This window comes from Humiphilus diazotrophicus (genome assembly GCF_059726315.1).
Map to the genome: position 1 here is coordinate 2,798,331 of NZ_AP040870.1, position 23,944 is coordinate 2,822,274.

The 23,944-nt window shown below is 52.4% G+C and carries 17 protein-coding genes; 5 read left to right on the plus strand and 12 right to left on the minus strand.

Going from position 1 to position 23,944, the window contains the following annotated elements:
• The first annotated feature begins 44 nt into the window (after positions 1–44).
• Complete coding sequence (locus tag AC6I7T_RS12195; protein WP_497793719.1) at positions 45–1,901, plus strand: carbon starvation CstA family protein; 1,857 nt, start codon at positions 45–47, stop codon at positions 1,899–1,901.
• Between the two features lie 227 nt (positions 1,902–2,128).
• On the opposite strand, the gene AC6I7T_RS12200 is transcribed toward AC6I7T_RS12195, so the two are convergent.
• The 5 genes from AC6I7T_RS12200 to AC6I7T_RS12220 all read right to left on the minus strand — a co-directional run bounded on the left by AC6I7T_RS12200 (position 2,129) and on the right by AC6I7T_RS12220 (position 9,016).
• On the minus strand, positions 2,129–3,109 hold the full coding sequence (locus AC6I7T_RS12200) for a flagellar motor protein MotB (protein WP_497793720.1): 981 nt from the start codon (positions 3,107–3,109) through the stop codon (positions 2,129–2,131).
• Between the two features lie 40 nt (positions 3,110–3,149).
• Complete coding sequence (gene motA, locus AC6I7T_RS12205; RefSeq protein ID WP_497793721.1) at positions 3,150–4,055, minus strand: flagellar motor stator protein MotA; 906 nt, start codon at positions 4,053–4,055, stop codon at positions 3,150–3,152.
• Positions 4,031–4,948, minus strand: coding sequence for a sensor domain-containing diguanylate cyclase (locus AC6I7T_RS12210; protein ID WP_497793722.1), 918 nt, complete (start codon positions 4,946–4,948; stop codon positions 4,031–4,033). Before AC6I7T_RS12210 ends, motA begins: the two co-directional genes overlap by 25 nt.
• An 821-nt stretch (positions 4,949–5,769) precedes the next feature.
• Entirely contained in the window at positions 5,770–7,209 is a 1,440-nt protein-coding gene (locus AC6I7T_RS12215; protein ID WP_497793723.1) for an ATP-binding protein, read from the minus strand.
• Between the two features lie 154 nt (positions 7,210–7,363).
• Entirely contained in the window at positions 7,364–9,016 is a 1,653-nt protein-coding gene (locus AC6I7T_RS12220; protein ID WP_497793724.1) for an NAD(P)/FAD-dependent oxidoreductase, read from the minus strand.
• Between the two features lie 336 nt (positions 9,017–9,352).
• On the opposite strand from AC6I7T_RS12220, the gene AC6I7T_RS12225 reads away from it, so the two are divergent.
• Positions 9,353–10,009 carry a response regulator transcription factor gene (locus tag AC6I7T_RS12225; protein ID WP_497793725.1) on the plus strand — a complete coding sequence of 219 codons (657 nt, stop codon included), beginning with the start codon at positions 9,353–9,355 and terminating at the stop codon, positions 10,007–10,009.
• 164 nt (positions 10,010–10,173) lie between these two features.
• Here the strand turns inward: AC6I7T_RS12225 and AC6I7T_RS12230 are convergent, their stop codons facing one another.
• The 3 genes from AC6I7T_RS12230 to AC6I7T_RS12240 form a co-directional block, all read right to left on the minus strand.
• Positions 10,174–10,575, minus strand: a complete 402-nt coding sequence (locus AC6I7T_RS12230; RefSeq protein ID WP_497793726.1) for a response regulator — start codon at positions 10,573–10,575, stop codon at positions 10,174–10,176.
• A 159-nt stretch (positions 10,576–10,734) separates the two neighbouring features.
• The gene (gene pruA / locus AC6I7T_RS12235; RefSeq protein ID WP_497793727.1) at positions 10,735–12,324 is read right to left on the minus strand and encodes an L-glutamate gamma-semialdehyde dehydrogenase; all 1,590 of its coding nucleotides are present in this window, start codon (positions 12,322–12,324) and stop codon (positions 10,735–10,737) included.
• Positions 12,325–12,490: 166 nt separating this feature from the next.
• Positions 12,491–16,009, minus strand: coding sequence for a trifunctional glycoside hydrolase family 18/polysaccharide deacetylase/glycosyltransferase family 2 protein (locus tag AC6I7T_RS12240; RefSeq protein WP_497793728.1), 3,519 nt, complete (start codon positions 16,007–16,009; stop codon positions 12,491–12,493).
• 297 nt (positions 16,010–16,306) lie between these two features.
• Between AC6I7T_RS12240 and AC6I7T_RS12245 the strand changes: the two genes are divergently transcribed.
• The gene (locus AC6I7T_RS12245) at positions 16,307–17,674 is read left to right on the plus strand and encodes an ArnT family glycosyltransferase (RefSeq protein WP_497793729.1); all 1,368 of its coding nucleotides are present in this window, start codon (positions 16,307–16,309) and stop codon (positions 17,672–17,674) included.
• Between the two features lie 66 nt (positions 17,675–17,740).
• Here the strand turns inward: AC6I7T_RS12245 and AC6I7T_RS12250 are convergent, their stop codons facing one another.
• Genes AC6I7T_RS12250 through serS form a run of 3 tightly spaced genes read right to left on the minus strand, consistent with a single transcriptional unit; the run spans position 17,741 to position 20,192 of the window.
• A complete protein-coding gene (locus tag AC6I7T_RS12250) occupies positions 17,741–18,460 on the minus strand; it encodes a LolA family protein (protein ID WP_497793730.1) in 720 nt (239 codons plus the stop codon).
• Between the two features lie 35 nt (positions 18,461–18,495).
• The gene (locus AC6I7T_RS12255) at positions 18,496–18,864 is read right to left on the minus strand and encodes a hypothetical protein (RefSeq protein WP_497793731.1); all 369 of its coding nucleotides are present in this window, start codon (positions 18,862–18,864) and stop codon (positions 18,496–18,498) included.
• A gap of 8 nt (positions 18,865–18,872) precedes the next feature.
• Positions 18,873–20,192 carry a serine--tRNA ligase gene (gene serS / locus AC6I7T_RS12260; RefSeq protein ID WP_497793732.1) on the minus strand — a complete coding sequence of 440 codons (1,320 nt, stop codon included), beginning with the start codon at positions 20,190–20,192 and terminating at the stop codon, positions 18,873–18,875.
• Positions 20,193–20,567: 375 nt separating this feature from the next.
• Between serS and AC6I7T_RS12265 the strand changes: the two genes are divergently transcribed.
• Positions 20,568–22,367, plus strand: a complete 1,800-nt coding sequence (locus tag AC6I7T_RS12265) for an alkaline phosphatase family protein (RefSeq protein WP_497793733.1) — start codon at positions 20,568–20,570, stop codon at positions 22,365–22,367.
• Positions 22,368–22,375: 8 nt separating this feature from the next.
• The gene (locus AC6I7T_RS12270) at positions 22,376–23,284 is read left to right on the plus strand and encodes a dihydroorotate dehydrogenase (protein ID WP_497793734.1); all 909 of its coding nucleotides are present in this window, start codon (positions 22,376–22,378) and stop codon (positions 23,282–23,284) included.
• Between the two features lie 98 nt (positions 23,285–23,382).
• Here the strand turns inward: AC6I7T_RS12270 and AC6I7T_RS12275 are convergent, their stop codons facing one another.
• Positions 23,383–23,847, minus strand: a complete 465-nt coding sequence (locus tag AC6I7T_RS12275) for a hypothetical protein (protein ID WP_497793735.1) — start codon at positions 23,845–23,847, stop codon at positions 23,383–23,385.
• Positions 23,848–23,944: the final 97 nt, after the last annotated feature.

The window sequence follows — 23,944 nt, forward strand, 5'->3', positions numbered from 1 at the left end:
CTCCGATTGCTATACTTTTCCCACACTGCAATTGAGGTGATTCGTTGAGCACACTCCCGATTCTGCTTGGGGCATTGTGTATTTACGCCCTTGCCTATCGTCTTTACAGCGCCTTTCTGGCCGCCAAGGTACTCTCTTTGGACGATAGCCGCCTGACACCCGCACATCGATTTGCAGACGGTCATAACTTTGTACCGTCACCACGATGGGTGGTATTTGGACACCATTTCGCCGCAATTGCCGGAGCAGGACCGTTGGTCGGACCTACACTTGCTGCCCAATTCGGATTTGCACCTGGACTTCTTTGGCTGCTAGCGGGAGCGGTCCTGGCAGGATGCGTTCAAGACTTCATCGTACTGGTTGCTTCTATTCGCCACCAGGGCCGTTCGTTGCCTCACATCGTCTTGCGTGAAGTCGATCCCTTTGCGGGCTTGGTAGCAATGATTGCAGTTCTCTTTATTCTGATCGTCACAATGGCAGGACTCGGCGTAGTAGTAGTAAACGCTCTGGCCAATAGCCCCTGGGGAGTCTTCACGATCGGAATGACAATTCCGATCGCATTGGTAATGGGCTGGTGGATGTTCCGGACAACACCAGGCACCGTCAGAGTAAAAGGACCAAGCATTTTTGGTGTTGTGATGCTAATCGCAGCCCTCTTCGCGGGCCGCTGGTTTGCCAACTCTGTCTTTGCCTCGGCATTACTCTTTTCCGGTCACCAGATCACCGCACTGCTGATGATCTATGGTTTTCTTGCATCGGTCTTGCCCGTGTGGCTCTTGCTGGAGCCTCGCGACTATCTTTCGACCTATGTCAAACTCGGCACAGTCGCAGCACTGGTCTTGGGTGTCCTCTTTGCGCATCCTCACCTGCAATTTCCTGCTTTCACACAATTCGTCCATGGTGGCGGACCAATCATTCACGGACATCTCTTTCCGTTTCTCTTTGTAACTATCGCTTGCGGAGCAATTTCAGGTTTTCATTCCCTGGTCTCCTCCGGAACAACGCCAAAGCTTATCGACAAGGAAACCGACGCGCGCTTTATTGGCTATGGAGCAATGGTCGCAGAATCGCTGGTTGGCGTTCTCGCATTAATCGCAGCCTGCTCTTTGAGTCCCGGCGATTACTTCGCTATCAATGTGCCTCCGGCTATCTTTGCAAAGATGGGCCTGCACCCGCAGAATCTGGAGTTCTTCTCAAAGGCGGTAGGTGAAAATCTCGCAGGCAGGACTGGCGGCGCTGTCTCTTTGGCAATTGGTATGGCACAGATCTTTCGAGCCCTGCCAGGCATGAATCACCTGATCGGGTATTGGTTCCACTACGCCATTCTGTTTGAGGCCCTCTTTATCCTGACGACTATCGATGCAGGAACTCGCGTAGCCCGCTACATTCTTCAAGAGTTGATGGGCAAGATACATAAGCCATTGGGACGTACCGACTGGCTCCCAGGAAACCTACTCGCTACCGGGCTCATTGTGGCCGGATGGGGTTATCTCATCTGGGGCGGCACGATCTCAACGATATGGCCTCTATTTGGAACCGGCAATCAGTTGCTAGCCACGATTGCGCTAGCTTCCATGTCGACATACTTGATGAACCATGGCAAAGCGAAATATGCCTGGGTAACCATTGTGCCGATGATTGCGGTAGGAATTACTACCGTGGCCGCCGGAATTCTCTCCATTCGCGATATCTTCTTGCCTCTTGCACATAAACCAGAAACGGCCTTGCAGGGCTATCTGGATGCCTCTCTGATGGCTCTCTTTATTCTCGGAGTCATCCTGGTTGCTATTGCCTGTGCAAGACGTTGCTTGCTCACTTTGCAAGGAGTTCCGGCTCCGTGGCAGAAGGACGGCGCAGAGGACGAACTGGTAGAAGCCAGTCATACGATGCGCTGCTGTTAATAGAAAAGCTCAAACCCCTCTCTCGACACAAGCGGAAGGATGTAATGGTCCCGGCTGAAGCATAGCGAAAGCCGGGATATCCATCTCACGAGATTGTCCACACGGTAAGAACGGAATGAAGGCGGAACCCCGGACTCTTTTCCAGAACCTCCCTTTCGGGAGACTTCGGGAGTCCGGGGTTTCGTGTAGAGAACCACACTTCACGGCTCTTTGACGAGCACGTAAGTCTATAGTGTCTTCTTTGAAGGAGCTGGCGGAGTTCCAGCTGCAGGCTTGTTATTGCCCTGCGGCGCTGCAGGAGCAGAAGCCGGTGCTTGCGATGTTTGAGGCGTTTGAGGTGCTGACGCAGGCTTCGCCGCATTTTCCGGAGCCTTTACTGGAGCAGTGGGAGCAGCAGGAGTATTAGGAGCCTTCTCTTCCTTCTTCTCGCTCTTGTTTGCTTCAGGACTAAACTTTCCCTCGGAAGAATTCGTCGTCGGTGTTTCCGCCATCTCAAGGTACCGAACAATCAAAGAAATTCTTCGATTGGAAGCATCCAGTGGATTCGACGGAACACGAAGCTTCTGATCCGCGTAGCCACGAACTTCAGTGATCTGATCAGGGCGCAATCCCGTTTCCTGCATGAGCCTGCGCGCAACATTAGCACGATCGGTCGAGAGCTCCCAGTTCGTATAGTTCGTCTTGCCGGAGTATGGACGGGCATCGGTATGCCCTTCCATCGAAATGCGATTTGGGATTTCCTTGAGCTGTCCGGACAACAGAGTCAGGATCTCTTGACCTTCAGGACTGAGCTTTGTACTGCCACTCTCGAAGAATGTACCTTTGTCTGACTCTAGTAGCTCGATCCGCAATCCTTCTGGAGTGATCTTAATTTCGATCTGCTTCGACAGCTTTTTGAGGTCCTCTTGCTGGAAGATCGTCTTTTCCAACTGCTCCTTAAGCTTATCGATGTTGTCCTTATTGATTGCGATGTTGTCTTTTACACCTTCACGATCCGTTCCATCCTTACTGGAGGTCCCCATCGGATCGTTAAAATATCCCGCTACGGCCTTACGGACAGAGGGGTTAGTATTCATCAGCCAGAGCACGATAAAGAGTGACATTAATGCCGTGACAAAGTCGGCATAGGCGACCTTCCACGCTCCACCATGGTGGTCATCGTGGTTCCCTTTTTTCTTAATGACGATGATTGGTCGCGGCTTTGCCATTATTCTCTAACCCCAAAGTTACCGATTCTTACTTCACCCTCTAGTTTGCAGCGACAGCTTCTGCCGGCTGCTCAGCCCCGGCTGTTGCCCCTGCAGGCTTACCTTTACATGCCGCTTCCATTTCATTAAAGGAAGGCCGCACGTGAGAGGGAATGGAACGGCGTGCTATTTCAATTGCCAGTATCGGTGCATTGCCCTTAATGAATGAGAGCATCAGTATCCGAAGAACACCTAAATAAGAGCGCTCATCATCAACAGCCTTGGCCATATTGGAGCTTAACGGTCCAACGACGCCATAGCACAAAAGGATACCGAGGAAGGTTCCTACCAAGGCAGCGGCAACCTTGTGTCCGATCTCTTCCGGAGGACCACCGAGGGCACCCATGGTAATAACAACACCAAGTACAGCTGCGACAATTCCCAAACCAGGCAGTGCATCGGCAACCGTCTGCAGAGCCTTCACAGGCTGGATCTCATCATGGTGCTGAACATCCATGTCAGCTTCCATCATCTGATCCATGTCGAAGGGCTCAACGCCGCCAGTAATCGCCATACGCATCGTGTCGCAGACGAAGTCCACAACGTGATGATCCTTCAGGAAATTGGGATACTGTTGAAAGAGCTTGCTCTCAGCAGGCTTCTCCACATCCATTTCAACCGCCAGCAGACCCTCTCTGCGAATCTTGTTCAGAAACTCGAACATCATCCGCAAGGTCTCAAGATAGCGATCCTTGCCGAACTTCGATCCGCCAAGGATGCCTGTTAGACCGCTAGCAATCCCTTTGAGAATGTGGATAGGGTTCGCTGCAAGCAGCGTACCGGTGGCAGCCCCGCCAATAATCAATAGTTCAGCAGGTTGAAGGAGCACAACAATATGCCCCTTCTCCATCAAAAAGCCCCCGACTACAGAAATCAAAACAATCAGGATGCCGATGATTGCGAACATGACTTCTCCTTTGCCTCTATCATCGTCACGCGGTTTCCACCGTCTTTTTTGCTCTTCTCTAGAGCCGCATCAACCCGCGCCATAACTTCTTCCATAGATTCACCTGGAACAACCATCGTGCCGCCGATAGAAAGCGACACCTTGACCTTGTCGCCCCACCATCGGAAATCGGAGCTTCCCGCTAAATCGCGAAGCATCTTTCCATGACGGTCCAAGGCTGAAATCGTCCTAACATGCGTGATTACCAAAAATCCGTCTTCACTCCAGCGACCGCTGATGTCTGAAGGATGTAAGCCCCCATGTAAGGTCTCTTCCGCGACATCGAGCATTGCCCTGCAGGCTTCCCGTCCATGAGACTTCCGTAAGGACTCCGCATGGTCTACCGTTAGGCACAAAACGCCAAAAGAAACCCCGCTCCCGGCCGAGACCATCAACACTCTTCGGAATCGCAATTCAAGCGCTTCTCTCGTCAGGTAGGATTCCGCAACAGACTGAGCACGCCGCTGATCGGCACCTTCCGAAGGCCAGAAGTACTCAATCCGGCCAGCAACATTGCCATTGTCGTCGCGTAACGAAACCGTCTTTACATAAACCGGAATTCTGTGCCCATGACGATGGCATAAGAATAAGGCGACAATCACAGGTTCGCCCTTTTCCGATATTGTTTGCGGAAGACAGCCGTTTGCACACTGCGGCTCTCCATCCTTACCGCAATACATCAATAGGTTGTCTCTGCAGCTGCGACCTAGGACCTCTGCACGCGGATATCCACTAATCTTCTCGGCTGCACTATTCCAATAAAGGATCCGCTGTTCATTGTCGGTCGCATAAACACCAATATCCAGACCCTCCAGCGCTGACCGGAGTATATCCAGTTCCTCTACCTGCTGCATTGGTCGACCTCTACGTTTGTCTCTAATCTGCTCATCGGCTCAAAACGCATGAACTTCATGCAGGAAGTCCCACTCTTTGAAAAGAAGGCCACCAAATTGCATCGTGCGCGCGGTAACGGTAAGAATATGCACGCGTTTGCACATTCTCTCCGAAGAAGTACAAATCGGAACAGAAAAGAAATTTTCGATACTGGTCCAACGTATCTCCTTCGGCAGTTCTGAAAATCAAATAAGGAATCGACGCAGATGTGATCTGCGAGACCCTTTGTTAATAATGGCTTCTGCTGCGCGGCTTGTACCGTACAACCAGAGTCATCTCAAAACATGTGAAGAGCTGTTGTCCCCTTTTATAACACTCCACAGCACATATGCGTAGAAGTGCCGAAAAGAAAATGGATCGCTATTTCAATTATCTAGACGGAGAAACGCCACAAAAGATTACGCCAGGAGAAAATCGTCTGCGTTCACCACTACACCCTTATCTAACAGGCAATATATGTAACTAAAACAAGAACGCATTAAGAAAAATTTGGTTAAACGATAACTTAGCTATGCAATGCAACATAGGTAATCCATGCCATTGTTACCATTATTGGATTTCTTATGACACAAAAGCAGTATGTAACTTATTCCTTAGTCTGTCTTCCAGTCGAACATATGTAGAGCCAAGAGCCCTCGATCCTGCAAAGCTCCCATATTCAGCGAGTTCTTCGGCATCAAGGAGGACCATCAATATAAGGGGGAGATCCTTATCGGCGACAAGAGAAGAAGGTATCTGGCAGCGGAGAGCTGCTGAAGAGGATACGATTTAGAACATTTTTCTAGGCCTTATCGAACAGCGGAATCTTTATCAGGAATTCTGTTCGCCCCGGCTGGGAAGTAAAGTCGACTGCACCCTTAAAGTTCTCAACTACGATGCGATGGACGATTCCAAGTCCTAATCCAGTGCCTTCGCCAGCTTCCTTAGTTGTAAAAAATGGCTCAAAGATGCGGGCTTGATGTTCAAGCGGAATGCCACCACCCTGATCGGCAATCCCCACAATCAAAAATCCGCCTTCCTGCCAGGTACGCACACTCACGGTAGAACCTTCAGGGGCAGCATCAATGGCATTGTCCAGCAAATTAGTCCAGACCTGACTCAGACCCGTTCCCCTGGTCTGAATACGAGCAGAAGGCGCCTCAAAGCTCTTATGTACGGACAAACTCTTCTGGCGGAATTTGTGGCCCAGAATCATCAGAGTGCTTTCAATACTGTCGTGTACGTCAACTTCACGGCAGACACTCTTGTCATCGTGAGCATATTTCTTTACTGCCATGACCAGCTCAGAGACTCTGGTAATGCTTTCCTCCACGGTGCCAACTAATTGAATACTCGAGACCAAAGCATCCAGCCAGCCCAGGGTGTCTGCCATCATCTCGCCACCAAAGCTTTGGGCTGCACAACTCAACTCCCGGGGAGTAAGGCCAATCGCACTAAGGGATGGAGCCATCTTCCAGGCATCGGGAATGCCCGCTCCTGACAGCCAATCGGCCAGAGCCTCTTCTGCATCTGCCTGATCCAGAGTGCTCATCGCCTGTGGACGATGAAAGCGTAGGGCATGCTCCTGGAGGCCACGCATGCATTCGATCTGCTCTTTCGACATCTCCTGATCGCAGAATTTCAGGCTCAGTTTCTGCAATCGAATGAGGTTTTCTCTCATTTGCGAGGCTGCACGCTTTGCTGCTGCTCCGGGGTTGTTCAGTTCGTGCATGAGTCCTGCAGCAAGCGTGCCTAGAGAAATCAACTTTTCGCGGTGCAGTGCCTGAGCCTGGAAGCTTTGCAGCCGCTGCGCCATGTTGACAAGAATCCCTTTGCGGACCAGTGGGCACTGTGCCATCAGGGCCCAGAACTCTGTCTCCTCCACACGTATAAGCTTGCTATGCGTAACAGCCTTGCAGGTCAGGGGTACTCTTTTACCTGTCAGCAGAGGCACTTCACCGAAGGTCTCGCCGGCACGAAGTGTTGCGAGGTAGATGTGGTGACCATCCCGTTCAGCCTTCTCTACCTTCACCTCACCCTGTAACAGGATCCAAAAGCAGCTCTGGTGAACGCAGGTTTGAACCAGTTCTTCGCCTGGCTCTGCAGATAAAACATCCACTTCGCCCAAACACGCCAGATCCTCACGATTTGTATGAGCAAACAAGGGAATCTGTAAGAATTCCGGGTAAAGATCAAGGGCGTTCGTTTTCTCAATCTGGATATTCGGCTGTTTCTCTGCCATTCGCATTCACGCTTTAAACAATTCCGGCGTTCCCGTGTCCTGTCCAACTGTGGTTGTTTACAGGTTTTCTTTCTTCCAGCACTCAAAATACGAGTACCTGGAGAGAAAAGCTGCGCGTACTCTTGCGGTCCCGGATACTTCTACGCCGGAATCGTCAGAACTTCGCCAGGTACTGGTGCACAAACTGAACTGCGATGGAACCTTCACCGACCGCTGAAGCTACCCGCTTGATGGCTCCATGCCGCACATCGCCAGCAACAAAGATGCCCGGTACGCTGGTTTCCAGCAGAAATGGTTCCCGGTCCTCTTTCCACTGCCGAGGGAGCTTGCCTTCTATCTTGAGATCGGGACCCGAAAGGATGAATCCATTCGGATCACGCATGATGGTCTCCGGCAGCCAGTCTGTTAATGGCGCAGCTCCAATAAAAATAAATAACGAAGAAGCGGGACAAGTCCGCTTTCCGTGTGAATTTTCGATAGTTATGCTCGTGAGGTGATCCTCTCCGATCACTTCGACCACCTGGGATTCAACCTCAACCGAAATATTCGATGTTTCAGAAATCTGGTCGATTAAATATTTCGACATGCTTTTTTCAAGCGAGTCGGCACGCACCACCATGGTCACCCGGCTAGCGTACTTGGCAAAGTGCATAGCTGCCTGTCCGGCAGAATTTGCACCTCCAACGATATAAACGGCTTCGCCTTCACAGGAACGGGCTTCCGTGAGCGCTGCTCCGTAATAAACCCCCCTTCCCGTAAGCTGTTCTACCCCTGCCATCGACAGCCGCCGGTAGTGGACTCCCACGGCCAGCAGACAGACATGGCTCGAAACCTCGCGGCCATCCTCCAACTGCACAATGTGATAAGGCCCTTCGGTCCGAATCGAGGCCGCTCTCTGGGTCAAAAACTCCGCTCCGAAACGTGAAGCCTGGACGTAGGCACGCCGAGCCAGATCAGCTCCCGATAGACCGGAGGGAAACCCAAGATAGTTTTCGATCTTGGAGCTGCTTCCCGCCTGTCCTCCCGGTGCTTCCGGCTCGATAACAAGCGTTTTGAGCCCTTCAGACGCCCCATAAACAGCCGCAGCCAATCCAGCCGGTCCAGCCCCGACCACGATCATGTCGTAAAACTCTTTTTTGGCCTGAACTCTTAAGCCAATCTTTCCGGCCAGCTCCGTCTGGGTAGGCTGAACAAGAACGGCACCATCCGGAAGCAACACTACCGGTAAATGATGGCCATCGACGTTATACCGTTTCAGCAGTGCCACAGCTTCGCCGCTCTTATCCGGATCAAGCCAAAGATAAGGAATCTGGTTCCTGGACAGGAAGTCCCTAACCTGGTGATCTTTCAGCGACCAACGTTGTCCAACGACTCGCAACCCGTCAAAGGGCGGCTTGTACACTTCCGACCAGGCTTCCAGGAGATCATCGAGAAGCGGATACAACCTCTCCTCCGGAGGATCCCAGGGCTTTGTAAGGTAGTAATGGATCTTCGCCGCATTGATTGCCCGGATGGCAGCTTCCGTATCTGCATAAGCGGTCAGAAGGGCACGTTTAGCTTCCGGGTAGAAATCGATGGTCCGCTCCAGGAATTCTACCCCGCTTAAACCCGGCATTCTCTGATCCGAAAGAAAGAGAGCAACCGTCTCCCCACGATCTTTCAGCTGACCGCACAAATCTAGCGCTGCTAGACCGGAGCCAGCGCGCAGCACCCGGTAATTGGCCCCGTACTGGCGACGCAGATCCTGAACCACCGCCTCCAGCACACTCACATCATCATCGATCGCCAGTAAAACAGGCTTGCTCATGAGTCCTCAGCTTGTTGCTTCAGATTCTTTTCTTCCCTCATAGCGGAACGATTTGGGAAAAAATTTTCGTTTTGAACCGCTTTTTCCTGTACTACTTAGGTTGCTCAACAGCTACCACATCTATGGCAAGTATACGAATTTGGCACCTGTCTTTGTCTCAAAACGATACAAAGAGTGCAAATCGTACTTAATTGTCGATATTACTAACGAGTAGGATCAGATCAAACGAGTAACAACAGAACTCCATGGTCACAAAACACTCTGCAGTCATATTGGGATTTTAAAGTGTCGGGGAAATTCCACTTGGACACGCTTGAGGCTAGAGGCGCGGATTCGATGAACAAGATCATTCTTTCCGATACACAGGCTATCTTTCGGGCTGGAACGGCAAAAGTGCTGGCTATGGAAGACGATTTCAGGATTATTGCTCAGTGCTCGGATTTTGAGCGCATGATCCATGCGATCGATACCTTCCCAGGAGCCATTCTGCTGGTAGCCGCAACGCTGAAGCCAGACTATTCGTTACTCCGTCTGCATCTGGAAATGGCCAACAGCCGGGCAATCACAATAGCCGAATCGGGCGATCAGGCAACGACCTACATCGAACGAGGGATGAATGGCGTCGTTTTCCGGAATACTACGGGTCCCGGCTTGATCGAGTGCGTTCGCAAGGTTGCGGCGGGGGAAACTTATCTTCCCGCTGTTGTACTGCCTGCGGAGACGAGCGAAGAAGACATGGTAGGCTCACGCGTCCGCGACAGGCTCACTCCGAAAGAGATGAAGATCGTCGCCCTGATCGTACAAGGATGCAAGAATCGCGAAATCGCCTCCCGGCTTAAAACAACCGAACAGGTGATCAAGAATTATCTGCGTAGCATCTACGACAAAACCGGCGTATCAGACAGGCTCGAATTAGCACTCTTCACGATTCATCATCGGGTCCTGGCACAAGCTGCGGCAGAAATAGGAAACAGCCTGGAATCGGAAATCTAGAGAAGCAAAAGGAATCTCAAGCTTCGCAGACATTAAGCAACACACCAGGGCACAGTATTGGTTTAGCGAGATTCATCAGGAACAGAACCTGAAATGCCTTAACTGTGTCCTGTCACCTATTCCGTATCTTCACAAAGCTGGGTAACCCAACATCAGCGCCACATCTACGAACTGAAGCTGCCTTCTGATGTTTCGTTCGAACCTTCCCCGGCTTTGGCAGTACGCAACAGCGCTGCCACGATCTGAACCAACTCCCCGGGATTAACGGGCTTTTCCAAATAGAGATCGGCCAGAGGTTCTGAGGCCTGAAAGGCCTCCTCGACAAAGCCGGAGACAACGACAACCGGACCGCTATCGTAATTCTTGGCAGCTTCCAGGATGCTGTGAGCATCCTGGGCACCGATGCGCCAATCGGTAACCACCGCATCGAATGTGAGGTGTTGGAGCTTCTCGACTGCGTCGCTGGCTGATTGGCTTGTGGTCACAGTATGCCCCGCTCGCTCCAAAATGCCGGACTTGAGCAGGACAGCCTCAGGATCATCGTCGACACAAAGTATTCTCGCCACGCCCATACTCCCAACCGGCGCTCTTTCGCACTACATGCCAACATCCCACATCTACATCTTTATCTTCGGTTCGAGATGGGCTCCTCAATAGAGGAGCCCATCTCATAGAACCGAAAAGATAATCAAATTCAGCACAATCACTCTTGGCTGTTCTCACAATCAACGCAGTTTTTCAGCAACGGACTTCGCTTGTGTGAACAGGAAAAGGTAATCCGGCCCGCCCGCTTTCGAGTCTGTGCCAGACATGTTGAAGCCACCAAAGGGATGTGCTCCCACCATGGCTCCAGTACATTTCCGATTGAAGTAGAGATTTCCGACGTGGAATTCAAGCCGGGCCCGATCCAACTTTTCTCGGGAATCGGAGTAGAGAGCCCCGGTCAATCCATATTCCGTGTTGTTGGCGATGGTCAGAGCGTGCTCAAAATCGCGTGCTTTGATAACGGCAAGGACAGGACCAAAGATCTCTTCCTGCGCTAAACGGGCGTCCGGTGCAATATCAGCAAACACCGTCGGCTCGATGTAATACCCACCCGCCTCGGTCTTCACCGCATTTCCTCCTGAGATCAAACGTCCTTCCGTTTTACCCGCTTCAATGTAACTCAGAATCGATTGCATAGCCACGTGATTTATTACCGGCCCCATCGGCACATTTGCCACCGGGTCTCCGACACGAAGCTGTGCAACGCGCTCCCGCAGCTTCTCCAGGAACACGTCATAAATCGGCTCTTCAACAATGGCCCGGGAACAGGCTGAACATTTCTGCCCGTTGAATCCAAAGGCGGAGGCCACTACACCATCCACAGCAGCGGTTAAATCAGCATCGGAGGAAACGATGATCGAGTCCTTCCCACCCATCTCCAGAATCGTCCTCTTGATCCAGATCTGTCCCGGACGATTCTTCGAAGCTCGCTCATTAATCTCCAGACCAACCTCACGAGAACCGGTAAAGGCAATAAACCGTGTCTTGGGGTGCTCGACAACAGCGTTGCCGAAGGTCGCTCCAGAGCCGGGGCAGAAATTCACAACTCCATCCGGCATGCCTGCTTCCTCCAGAACGTCCAGGAACCTGGCTGCAATGGTTGGAGAATCGCTGGAGGGCTTTAGAATCACGGTGTTTCCGCAGACAATCGCAGCAGCAGTCATTCCCGCCATGATGGCCATCGGAAAATTCCAAGGTGGAATTACGGCACCTACACCCAAAGGGATATAAAGTAGCTCATTCTTTTCCCCAGGGTATTGAATCGGCGTCTTCGCCGCTGCAAGACGTAGTGCCTCACGAGCGTAGAACTCGAGAAAGTCGATCGTCTCTCCGACATCCGCATCCGCTTCCGCCCAATTTTTGCCGACCTCGTAGGTTAACCAGGCGCAGAACTCAAATTTGCGTTCACGAATAATCTCTGCCGCACGAAGCAACAGGGATGCACGCTGCGAAACCGGCTCCCGACTCCACGAAGAAAATGCTGTCAAAGCAGCCTTCATGGCCAATTCGACATGCTCTGCCCCGGCTTTCTGATGAAGACCAACCAGCTGTTTAGGGTTTGCGGGATTGTGTGACTGAATTTTGGTGGGGGTCTTCAGGCGCTCTCCGCCAATTACAAGCTCATACTCATGACCCAGAAGATCACCTACTCTCTCCAGGGCCTGCCGCATAGCGTGTGCATTTTCGGAGCGGGAAAAATCGGTGAAGGGCTCATTCTTAAACTCGCCCTTCGGTGAACGGGGAAGTATTACCGATGTCAGAGTAGCCATAACGGCATAGTGTAGACCACCGGAGCATCACTTTGCCCGAATCAAACCGCAAAGGAACTGGTTCCCTATTGATATCCCTGCTGGGCAGTATAGGCAGCGAAATATGCCAAATGCGAAGCCCCTGAATGCTGTAGTCGCATACAGGGGCTTGGATTGGATCTATTCCCTACTTCCCAGATGTAATCTGCTCGGTTTGCGGCGACATCTTTGCCGTTCTTTCAAGCTTGTCCCAATTGAACGGACGCCCGTCGATAGCTCTCTTAAGTGTCTTAAGCAGCACTAAGGAAAAGACTTGACGATAGGCAAACCGCTGCAACCAGATGTGGAAGAGCAACCAGCCATCGCCCTTGCTTGCCGGATGTCTTCGCTCCAGCGAAAACGCCAGCGCCGAGGTAATGAAATCGATGACCAGGAACGCGAGGAAATAGGTCACCAATTTTTCAAAGCTGGCAGCGTTTGCTGTTTCCGGGTGGAAGTGGCGATCCAGCAGATAATGCACAGCCCCGCCCAGGAACATCAGATCGATGAAAGGAGAGACTAACGGTAGCAGCATTTGGAAGATCACAATGTTCGGCAGGGCGAAGAAACCCATCGCCTTGTTCTTCGTAAAGGCCGCTTTGTGTTTGAATACCGCCTGAAGAATTCCAAAAGACCAGCGGAAGCGCTGACGCATCAATCCATTGGCATTGATTGGAGCCTCGGTAAAAGCCAGGGCTCTATCTTCGTAAACCACCTTGTAGCCCTGTTCCAGTAGATTCATAGTCAGATCGGCATCCTCGGCAACAGTGTTCTTCGGATAGCCTCCTGCCGCTCTTACTGCCACTGTTCTCCAGGCGCCGATAGCACCAGGAACAACAGTGACGACATTGAAAAGGTCCAGAGCACGGCGCTCGAAATTCTGACTGGTGATATATTCCAGAGCCTGCCAGCGAGTCCACAGGTTTACACGATTGCCGACCTTGGCATTTCCTGAGACAGCACCGATATCGGGATGAATAAAGTGAGCAACCAGTTTTGAAACTGCGTCGGTTGCAATTACCGTATCGGCATCGATTCCAACGTAAATCTCTTCCGGCATGTGCTCGAGAGCAAAATTCAATGCTTGAGCTTTACCTGCGTTGGGCTTCCGCAAAACAAGCACCTTGCCGGAAGCAATTTCCTTTGCATACGTTTCGCACGCGACATCGTAGGTAAGATCCTTCGATCCGTCGTCTACAACAATCACGCGCAGGTTCCGGTAATCGGAGTTCAGCACGGACTGGATGGTGCGGACAATTACCTTTTCTTCGTTGTATGCCGGAATGATTACAGCCACCGGCGGTTCAAACTCACCAGGAGCAGCGGTCTTCCGGCGACGCAAACGATCGACGAGAGCCATCAGGCCAATCAGCAGCAGGCGCGCACTCATGAGTACGTCGCCAACGAAGAAGATCCACGTTACAACGCGAGTAAAGAATGCGTAACCAAAGAATGCTATTGAGTCGACACGTGCCTGCCAGCGCTGACGAGAAGAGAGAGGAGGCATAACCTCTGCCCTGGTCTTCCCCATCAACTCCGAAACAGGAACAATCTCATAGCCCTTGGCACGGAGAGTCTCGATCACCACAGGAAGAGCAGCTAACGTTGCCGAGCGGTCTCCGCCTCCATCGTGCATCAGGATGATGCTGCCGCGGAATTGCGGTTTTGTCTTCATCGCCTCTAGCTGCTGAAGGATCGAATTAGTAATATCCTGCGGAGTCTTGCGAGGACGCTCCTCCCAGTCATTGGTATCGATCTTGTCGCCAACGATGATATAGCCAAGGTTTTGAACAAGGCTTGCAGGCGAGGCCTGATCGTCGGTATCCGGCTCCTGATCGATGGAGTATGGCGGACGGAAATAGAGAGGCTGAAGTCCCAGCTTTGCCGCAAACAATCGCTCTGTGAGGTTTAGCTCCAGAGCTAATTGACGCATAGAGACTTCGCTGATATCCGGATGCGTAAACGTGTGGCTGCCAATTTCATGACCCTCGGCAACAACACGCTTCATCAGACCCACATTATTCATGGCCTGAGCGCCGATCATCATGAAGGCAGCTTTCACGTTGTAGCGCTTTAGAACCTCAAGAATCTTCGGAGTCCACTTCGGGTCAGGACCGTCATCGAAGGTCAATGCAACCTTACGTGGCTGGTAACCGAAATACCTGAGCGTAAAGGCATGAGGATAGACGTCGATGCTCTCGTCCGTTATCAACCTCTTATGAGGATCGGGCTCACTGTTATCGACATCCACAGTTCTGCTGCCCGGTTGCGGCTTACCGGCAATTCGCAGAATATCGCCTTCACCCTCTTCGTCTACGCCCTGCCCAGGAAGCAGCTTCGATAGAAACTGCGGAGCGTCGGCGGAGGAAGGATGATCCCATATCGTCCAGAGTGATCTATCTTCGGAGCCGAGTCTCCACAGCGCAAAAGTCTTCAGCCCAAGTGCGCGCGCCGCTCGAAGTTCATTGAGAACAGTCACGCCATCCAGGAACCAGACCTGGTGCCTTATTCCCTGATCTTCATCGTCGTAAGCGAAGTGAGGATTGAGGGAGTCGTCATCGAGGTGAATTTCTGCTTCTGCATCGGAAGCGCGTTGCCACGCCTCCTGCACATTCAGCTCTTCCGATCCCAAGGTCTTAGGCTTGGCATTCTTGTGCTTCGAATTAGGAATGGTCGTGGTCCACTCATATCCGTAGTTACCAAGTGCACAGATGATCTTCTCTTTGGGAACAAGCTTTAGGACACGAGTCAGGTTATCGACAAACCAGTCCTGCGCAGCAATCGGACCGGGATCGCTCCCCATCTCATGCTGGTCGTAATTCATCAGCAGGATGCCATCACTGTTTGCGGCAAGCGTACGTAGTTCGTCATCCTCTGCCGAAACCTCTACGTTCACATAGAGGCGCAGATTTCGCGAATGCAATTCGCTGTACATTTCACGAACAAACTGGAGATAGTCCTTGAGGTGCTCATCCGGAACATCTTCGAAATCGAGTGAAATGCCCCGATACAGATTGGAAAGTGCCAGAATCCGAAGCAGCTGGGACCTGATCTGCGCACGCTTCCCCGCATCTGCCAGCATTACACCGACACCCTGATCAAAGGTCTCTTTAGACGCACTGTAATTACTGACCAGCGGGAAGATTTCGGTATCCTCTTTCGCCGTTGTAATCAGCCGTTTTACTTTGTCTTCTTCGTCGGGATCGTGAACACCGGTGTTGTCGATCAGGTTATAGGAGCGACCCTCAAAATTCAGAGATTTGAGAGTTCCATCCGGAACGCCAACTTGAATCCAGGTAGGAAAGAGCAGATCAATCTGATGAATGTGCTCTTTAAACGAAGAGTAGCCCGCAGGATCGTCCTGCTCATAATATGCGGCCCGCAAACCTTCATCTGCGTTCAGCGGAATATCCGAGGGCCTTCGATTCGAATGCCTGCGTGACGGGCGTACAGCCTTCTGAGTTTTGAGAAGTGGCGTGCGATCCTTCAGCGGCTTGTAGTTTCTCTTCTGCTGAGGGAGCAAGAGTTCCGGCAGAGTCTGCCGGCTAATCACACTAAAGAAAAACGCCGCGAGAATTACTGTCGACAGGACGGCGAGAACATCCAGAATTCGGCGAAGCCGTTTCCACCGCTTGCGCTCCGGATCGTAAAAGATTTGCTGGTCCATGCTTAAAACCTGTTATCCGCTTCCCGGGATAGAACGTTATATGAGGCGATCGGCTCAGGTTTGGCGATGGTATAAGAGAAAGTCGCCATAACGAGAAAGAGACGCTTATGTTTACAGCTGGCTATGCTGTAATTCCGCTGCGTATTATTAACGTACGTCACGAACGCTATACCTTTCGTGCCTTGGCCTCGAGAATTTGCTATTCCGTTCCCCTAAAGGGGATAACAACCTTCTCTCGATCCTATGGAACCTATCCAAGGTGAGTCAATTTTCGGCCGCCTTGTATGATGCCAACACATGCCTTTCGTAAGAACATTAAAGTGGCTAAATATTTTTCTTGCTTTGCTTGCCGGCGCTATATTGCGCTGGTGGTTCATCCATCAATTTAGGGAAATCAGCGGAGACAGCCTCATATACGGAGACCTGGCCAAAAACTGGTTCCTGCACGGAACCTATGGACTTTCGCATGGCACGCAGATCGCTCCTACTCTCATTCGCCTTCCCGGTTACCCGCTCTTTCTCATGCTTTGCTTTCGGCTTTTCGGGATTGAGCACTATAATGCGGTACTTTTCGCGCAAGCAGCTATCGACCTGGGTTCTTGCCTGCTGATCGCCGCCTTTGTACGCCGTATTGCTACCCCCAGAGCGGCATCGATCACTCTCTGGGCCGCTGCTCTTTGCCCTTTCACAGCCAATTACGTTGCAGCACCACTCGCGGAACCTCTCTCCATCTTCTGTCTCTCCCTGGGACTATTCGCATTGGCAGAGTACTGCCATCGCCCGCGAAAGCTTCCGCTCATTCTGCTCACCTTCGCCTTCAGCTACGGCGCCCTATTACGACCCGACGGAGCTCTGATCGCGGTTGCATTATGGCCTGCCCTATTGTTTGTACACCGCACAGGAACGATCTCATTCCCCAAGGCCCTTCGAACAGCTCTTCTTTGCGGATTACTTGCTGTACTTCCCTTTGTGGCCTGGGCATGGCGGAATGCAAAAACCTTTGGAGTTTTCCAGCCTCTGGCGCCGAAAACTGCCACAGATCCCGGAGATTACGCAGGCACGGGCTTCGATCGCTGGACAAAAACCTGGTGTGTCGACTTTGTCTCCACCTTTGAGGTCTACTGGAATTACCCGGGAGACGAGTTACACATGGAGTCGCTTCCGGAGAGGGCCTTTGACTCTCCTGCCCAACGGGCTGAAACAGAAAAGATCTTCGATAGCTATAACGAAACCGTCTCTCTTAGCCGAAGTATCGATTCCCGTTTTGCCAAACTCGCAGCGGAACGGATCCACTCGCATCCACTCCGATACTACGTAATACTTCCGCTAGCCCGTCTGGCGGATATGTGGCTACGTCCCCGAGTCGAATCTCTGCCTATCGAGTATCGCTGGTGGGAGTACTGGAACCATCATCAGGAAACGGAATTCTCCTACGCGTATGGCACCTTGAATCTCGCCTATCTCGTCATCGCACTGCTTGGCCTCAGGAAACATCCACCCTTTGTATGGGCCATGGTTGCGTACGTAGTGTTACGATCGGCACTCTTGCTGACTATCGAAGCACCGGAGACTCGTTATACGCTGGAATGCTTTCCGGTGATCTTCGCTCTCGCCGGTATTGCACTGGCGGGAAAACCGGCAAGCAAGAAGGTAGCTGCAATATAGAGGATAGCTGTTCCAGCAGGGGGCCCGGGACACGGCGGAAGGTCGTGTCCCGTCCCTTCAAAGCAATTACTTCCGGACTACCTGAGTGCCGGATGCAGTCTTGATCTCGAAGACGTTCTTCCCTACAGACTGGTTATAGCGAATGTTGCTATAAATCATGGTTCGGTTATCTCCGGAAGGGTCGAAGAACTGCTGCTTCAAGCTGATCGCCCGAGCCGGATCCACCCAAATAATCACGCTCTTGAAAGTTCTTTTGATGCTGTCTTGCTTTGGAATCAGCTGTAACTTGGCTACCGGCGTACCACTGATCTGCTCATTGCCCAAATACGTAATATTCCAGTTGTTCTGCAGATCGGTACCACTGCCGCCAAAGCCAAGCGTCAGAAAGGTCTCATACTGAGCATGATTGTTCCCTACCGAAAACACGGTCAACTGCTTAACCTGCGGTTGGTAATACTGCAGCGTGTTATCCCGAAAGAGAACATCCTTGGGGGTTGGCTTTCCGTTTAATTCACGGATATGAGCAGCCATCAGAGTCTGATTGCCCTTTCGTTGAAAGGCAATCGTACCCTTCTGGGTATCGCTCTCCTTCACTACAGCCTGGTATTGAATCCATTCGACATCGGCCTGCGCGCTCTGGAACTTTGCCGCTGCCGTATTCATCTGCTGCAGGACCTTCTCCAAGTCACCATTGGCTGCGCGCAGCAGTGGCGCACTCAACACCAACACCGCGACCAGCATCCACATCCGTGCCTTAAATATCGCCATCATGTTTTTCAAACCCATTCACTCCGCCATAGTTCTGTACGCAACTTCTGCTATTACCGATGCGCCCATACCTTATAAGCGGTTGTTGCTCCATTCGCATCTGTGACTGGTTCAAAACGTTCGATCTGCACGGAATCACCTACAACAGGCTTGATCACGCGACGCAAGGCCGTACGAAGCTGGAGGTTTTCGCCTGCAGCTTTCACATCGTCACTCTTTACCTCGAAGATAAAGCCATTACCACCATCGCTTTGCACGGAAAGCTGCGACGGAAGGCGGTTTCCGCCTGCCCTCTTGTCTCCGTAGTTCCAGAGATGCGGGGTGATAAAGATGAACGCCAGAATCATGGTCACCATTACGTCGTAATGGAAACTCCCACGCGGATACGTCCAAAAGAAATAGCTCTTTAACAAACGGCCCATCTCATCTCCTACTTTCCTGGCTCGATTACTTCCAGGCCACCCATATAGGGCTGTAACACCTTCGGAATCCGTACGCTGCCGTCGGCCTGCTGATAATTCTCAAGAACAGCCAGCCAGGTACGTCCAATAGCCAAGCCGCTGCCATTCAGAGTATGAACGAATTCAGTTTTCCCCTTCGCCTGAGGACGATAGCGAATATTGGCACGCCGGGCCTGGAAGCCTTCGAAGTTCGAACAGGAGGAAATCTCACGGTACAAGCCTTGGCCTGGAAGCCAGACTTCCAGATCGAAGGTCTTGGCTGAAGAGAAACCTGTATCTCCGGTTGACAATACAACGCGGCGATACGGGAGCTCCAGCTTCTCAAGAACGCTCTCCGCATCCCGGGTCAGCTTCTCATGCTCGGCGTCAGAATCTTCCGGACGGGTAAACTTCACCAGCTCCACCTTCTCAAACTGATGCTGCCGGATAATTCCACGCACATCTTTTCCGTAGGAACCGGCTTCGGAACGGAAGCAGGGAGTATAAGCCGTCAGAGAAATCGGCAACCGTGCCTCATCCAAGATCTCATCCCGATACAAGTTCGTCACCGGAACCTCGGCTGTTGGAATCAGCCAGTGGTCATTGTCGCGATAGACACCGGGTGTAAACCCTTCCGCATCAACACAGCGAAAGAGATCTTCGGAGAACTTCGGCAACTGCCCCGTGCCAAAGAGAGATTTGCTGTTCACCATAAAAGGTGGCAGCACTTCGGTATATCCATGCTCCTCGGTATGGAGGTTCAGCATGAAATTGATCAAAGCTCGTTCCAGCCGGGCTCCAGCGCCCATCAGGACGGAGAATCTCGCGCCGCTCAGCTTCGTAGCCCGTTCGAGATCCAGAATCTTGAGGGATTCACCAATCTCCCAGTGAGGCTTGGGCTGAAAAGAGAAGCTGGGAGGGTCACCCCAACGCTTGATCTCAATGTTGTCGGTCTCCGACTTACCCGCAGGAACCTCGTCACGGGTGAGGTTGGGGATACGAGCCAGGATGGCACGCATCTGCTCGTCGGCCTCAACGGAGGCTTTCTCCAAGCTATCGACACGATCTTTGAGCGAGCGGGTCTCTTCCATAACCGAAGAGGCGTCCTGCCCCGACTTCTTGAGCTGGGCCACCTGCTGGCTCAACTCGTTGCGGCGGGCCTTCAGTTGCTCAACTTCAGTGATGCGCTCGCGGCGGAGGGCATCCAGACCACGAAAATCGCCCAGAAGCTGGGCGGGATCCTGATTCCTCAGCCGCAGCTTCGCTTCTACTAATTCCAGGTTATTGCGTACGAACCCTAAGTCCAGCATGACCTTCTAGATTACTAGAGCTTGCTCCCCCTTCCCAGACATGAGGACCAGGAAAGGCAAATTGCACAGGAATTGAGGTCCCAGGAGACTTGAAAAAACGAGACGCCCTGAAAAAGTCCCGGATACCGGGAACGAAAAAGGCGCTATAAACCAAAGACTGCCTGGTTCCCGGTATCGCAGATTTCCCCCTCCTCCACCTCAACTTGACGCCCAGTGACAAGGGAAATGCGGAGCTACCCAAGCTTTTATATCCAAAGGAGATACAGCAAAATCCGCCCATACGGGGGTATTCAGAATGTTAAGAAACATAACGGCGACAGATAACCTCTTGTTAACATGACTGAGGCAGTCCCGCTGCGATACTGAATGCCATCTATGCCGAAATTGAAGCGTTTTCTTCTCTTATTCGTCGGGATCGTTTTGCTTCTCGCCGCCCCCTGGCAATCCTCAGCTTCTGTCTACGATAACCATCCCAAACTGGTTGTCGTTGTGGTCATCGATCAATTCCGAGGCGATTACCTGGAACGGTACCGGGCCGACTTCAAGGCACGTGGATTTCGTCTCTTTCTCGACCACGGGTCTTACTTCCCAGACTGCTATTACGATTACGCCAACACCAAAACAGCCCCGGGACACGCCACACTGGGAACCGGCGCCTATTCTGACGGACATGGTATTGCAGGCAATGAGTGGTGGGATCTTGCCCGCTCCAAAGACCACCCAATCACTTCGGTAGAAGACGAGCGCTATCGGCTGGTGGGGCTTCCCGATTCCAGCATTCCATCCAAGGCTCCCGGAGCCGCACCGGACGCTCCGACCTTCCTGATTGGCTCCTCGCCGCGTAATTTACGCGCCTCCACGATTGGAGACGAACTGCGCCTGGCAACGCAGGGCAAATCCAAAGTCTTCGGCATCTCATTGAAAGATCGGGCGGCCATCCTGCCCTCAGGATCGGCAGCCAACGCTGCCTTCTGGATCGATCCGGCCAGCGGCTACTTCGTCACCTCGACCTTCTATACCTCTCAATTGCCCGATTGGGCGGTTGCCTTCAATAAAAACGGCCGTCCGGAGCAGGCCGTCCAACAATCCAACGCTGAGAGCACAACCTCGTTCTACGAGCTGGTAGGACGTACACCTGCAGCGAATGCCTACGAGCTGGACTTCGCCCGCGCCCTGATTACCGGAGAGAGGATGGGCAGCGGGGATACAACCAATCTGGTCACTATCTCCCTCTCTGCCAACGATATCCAGGGTCATCAGATGGGCCCGGATTCGACTTACGAAAAGACGATGGTCGACTCTCTGGACTCCGACCTCGACAGCTTCTTTACCTGGCTCGACAAAAATGTCGAAGGCGGATTGCAGAACGTCTGGATTGCTCTTTCCGCAGATCACGGAGTTGCCCCTATTCCGTCTGACGCGGCCAACCTGGGAATCAACGCGGCGACGATTTCTCTCGACAAGCTGGTCGCCTCTCTTAACCAGGCAATGAATGCCAAATTCTCGCCAGGAGAAAACGTCGAATACTTACTGCCTCGCCAGGAATTGCCTTATCTTGCGCTGAATCGCCCGCCGTTTGAACGTGCGGGGATCAATGAGCAGGAAGCAGAAGAAGCCATCATGAAGGCAATACAGCCGGCCATCGATGCACAAAGTGCCCCGGTTGTAGACGAGGACCATCCTGCGCCAAAGCCGGGAGAGGCTCCAACACCCTCGGAGAAGCGGTTGCCGCCAACGCCGGTTGTGTACCGCACCTATACGCGTCTGCAGCTGGCCTCCGGCGAACTACCTCCCACCGAATTCGGACGGCTGCTTGCACATAGCTATTCTTCGAATGGCGGCTGGTACGTTATGGTTATTCCTACCGCCTATCAGATGGAGTACCTCAACAATATCCAGACCACGCACTTCAGCCCCTGGTCATACGATCGGCATGTTCCATTGGCGTTCTATGGGGCTCCGTTTAATCCAGGTACCTATCGAGGCCGGGTTGCCCCAGTGGATATGGCAGCTACCTTCGCTTCTCTGCTAGGAGTGAATCAACCCTCTGCCTCAGTTGGGCGTGTCCTGACCGAAGCTCTGCGTCCAGTCACATATACGGCACCTTCAAAAACACGTGGCGGACGTACAACGAAACCGAAAACAAAACCCTCCCCGGAAAGTAAGTCTCAGTGAAACCCGATATGCGTGTTCGGTTGGCCGGCATCGAGCTGGCCAACCCAGTCGTAGCCGCAAGTGGAACCTTCGGCTATGGCATTGAATTTGAAGACATTGTTTCGCTCGAGCGGCTTGGTGGACTGGTCACCAAGGGTATCTCACTGGAACCCATGACCGGCAACATGGCTCCGCGAATCGTGCAGTCCGCCTCCGGCATGATCAATGCAATTGGACTGCAGAACATTGGGACAGAAGCATTTCTCGAAAACAAGCTGCCACAACTGAGCCGCTACCCGACCTGTGCCGTCATCGTGAATGTCTTTGGCTACACGGTCAATGAGTATGTCTCAGTAATTCAAAGGCTTAACCAGGCAGGAGGGATTGCCGCCTACGAGTTGAACGTCTCTTGCCCGAACGTCCATGAGGGCGGGATGGCTTTCGGAGCCGATGCCGTCATGCTGGATCACCTGGTAAGCCGTGCGAAAAAGGCTTCTACACGTCCGCTGATCGTAAAGCTGTCCCCCAACGTGACCTCAATTGCCCAGATGGCCAGAGTGGCCGCAAATGCCGGAGCCGATGCCCTCTCGCTGGTGAATACCTTTCTGGCAATGGCCATTGATCCGGAAACAAGAAAACCTCGGTTGGCCAACATCACCGGAGGACTCTCCGGCCCGGCTATCAAACCCATCGCTCTGCGCATGGTCTACGAAGCTTCAAAATCGGTCAGTATTCCGATTCTAGGGATGGGAGGCATTGTCACGGCTGAAGACGCGGTCGAGTTCATGCTTGCCGGTGCCACGGCTGTTCAAGTCGGAACAGCCAGTTATGCAGATCCCCGTGCTGTCGAGAGGCTGGTAAAGGGGCTGGAACATTGGTGCAAGAACCACAATGTCGAGAAGATTAGCGACCTTACTGGAGCCCTGGAACTGGGATAGATACAAAGAGAAACCGGTCGACGATTGAATTCGTCGACCGGCATTTGTTGATTGCTCTGCCAGCTGATCGGTTCTTGTTTATCTGCCAGCTTTCCTCGCTATCGCTGACCCGCTTTTAACTGCTTCTCCTCTGGGAGGCGATCATGAAGACCTCGCGCATGTGCAAGCGCCATCCCACCGATATAAACCGGTGCGGGGGTCATCGTAGCCACCAGGACAAACGCCAAAAGAGAAAACAGCAAACCGGCAATGGCCGCCGCGTGCATCGTCAGGACAATGGTCATTGTCCGCAGATGCAAATCGACAAAAGCCCAGCTCTGTAACGGATCGATTCGATGGAGGATTGCTAGAGCAAGCAGAAACACAACGACTGAAGCCGAGGTCAAGGCAGCAAGCGTGACATCGATTGTCCGATGCAAACGCTGTCTTCTACGGCAGTGATCACACTCGACCAGGTGCTGCTCATAATCCTTCCGCATGTCGGGAGCGATTCCGGAGATATCATATCGCCAGCTGGCGAGAATGGCTCCGACAACCCTGTCTGTGCAATTGTTATCATTCATTGGCTATTAGCTCACTTCTTCTGACTAGTTTTTAGAGCAACTAGCTGCTTGACGGCAGGGGCAAGCACTACAGGCAACAACCCCGCCGAGTTACCAT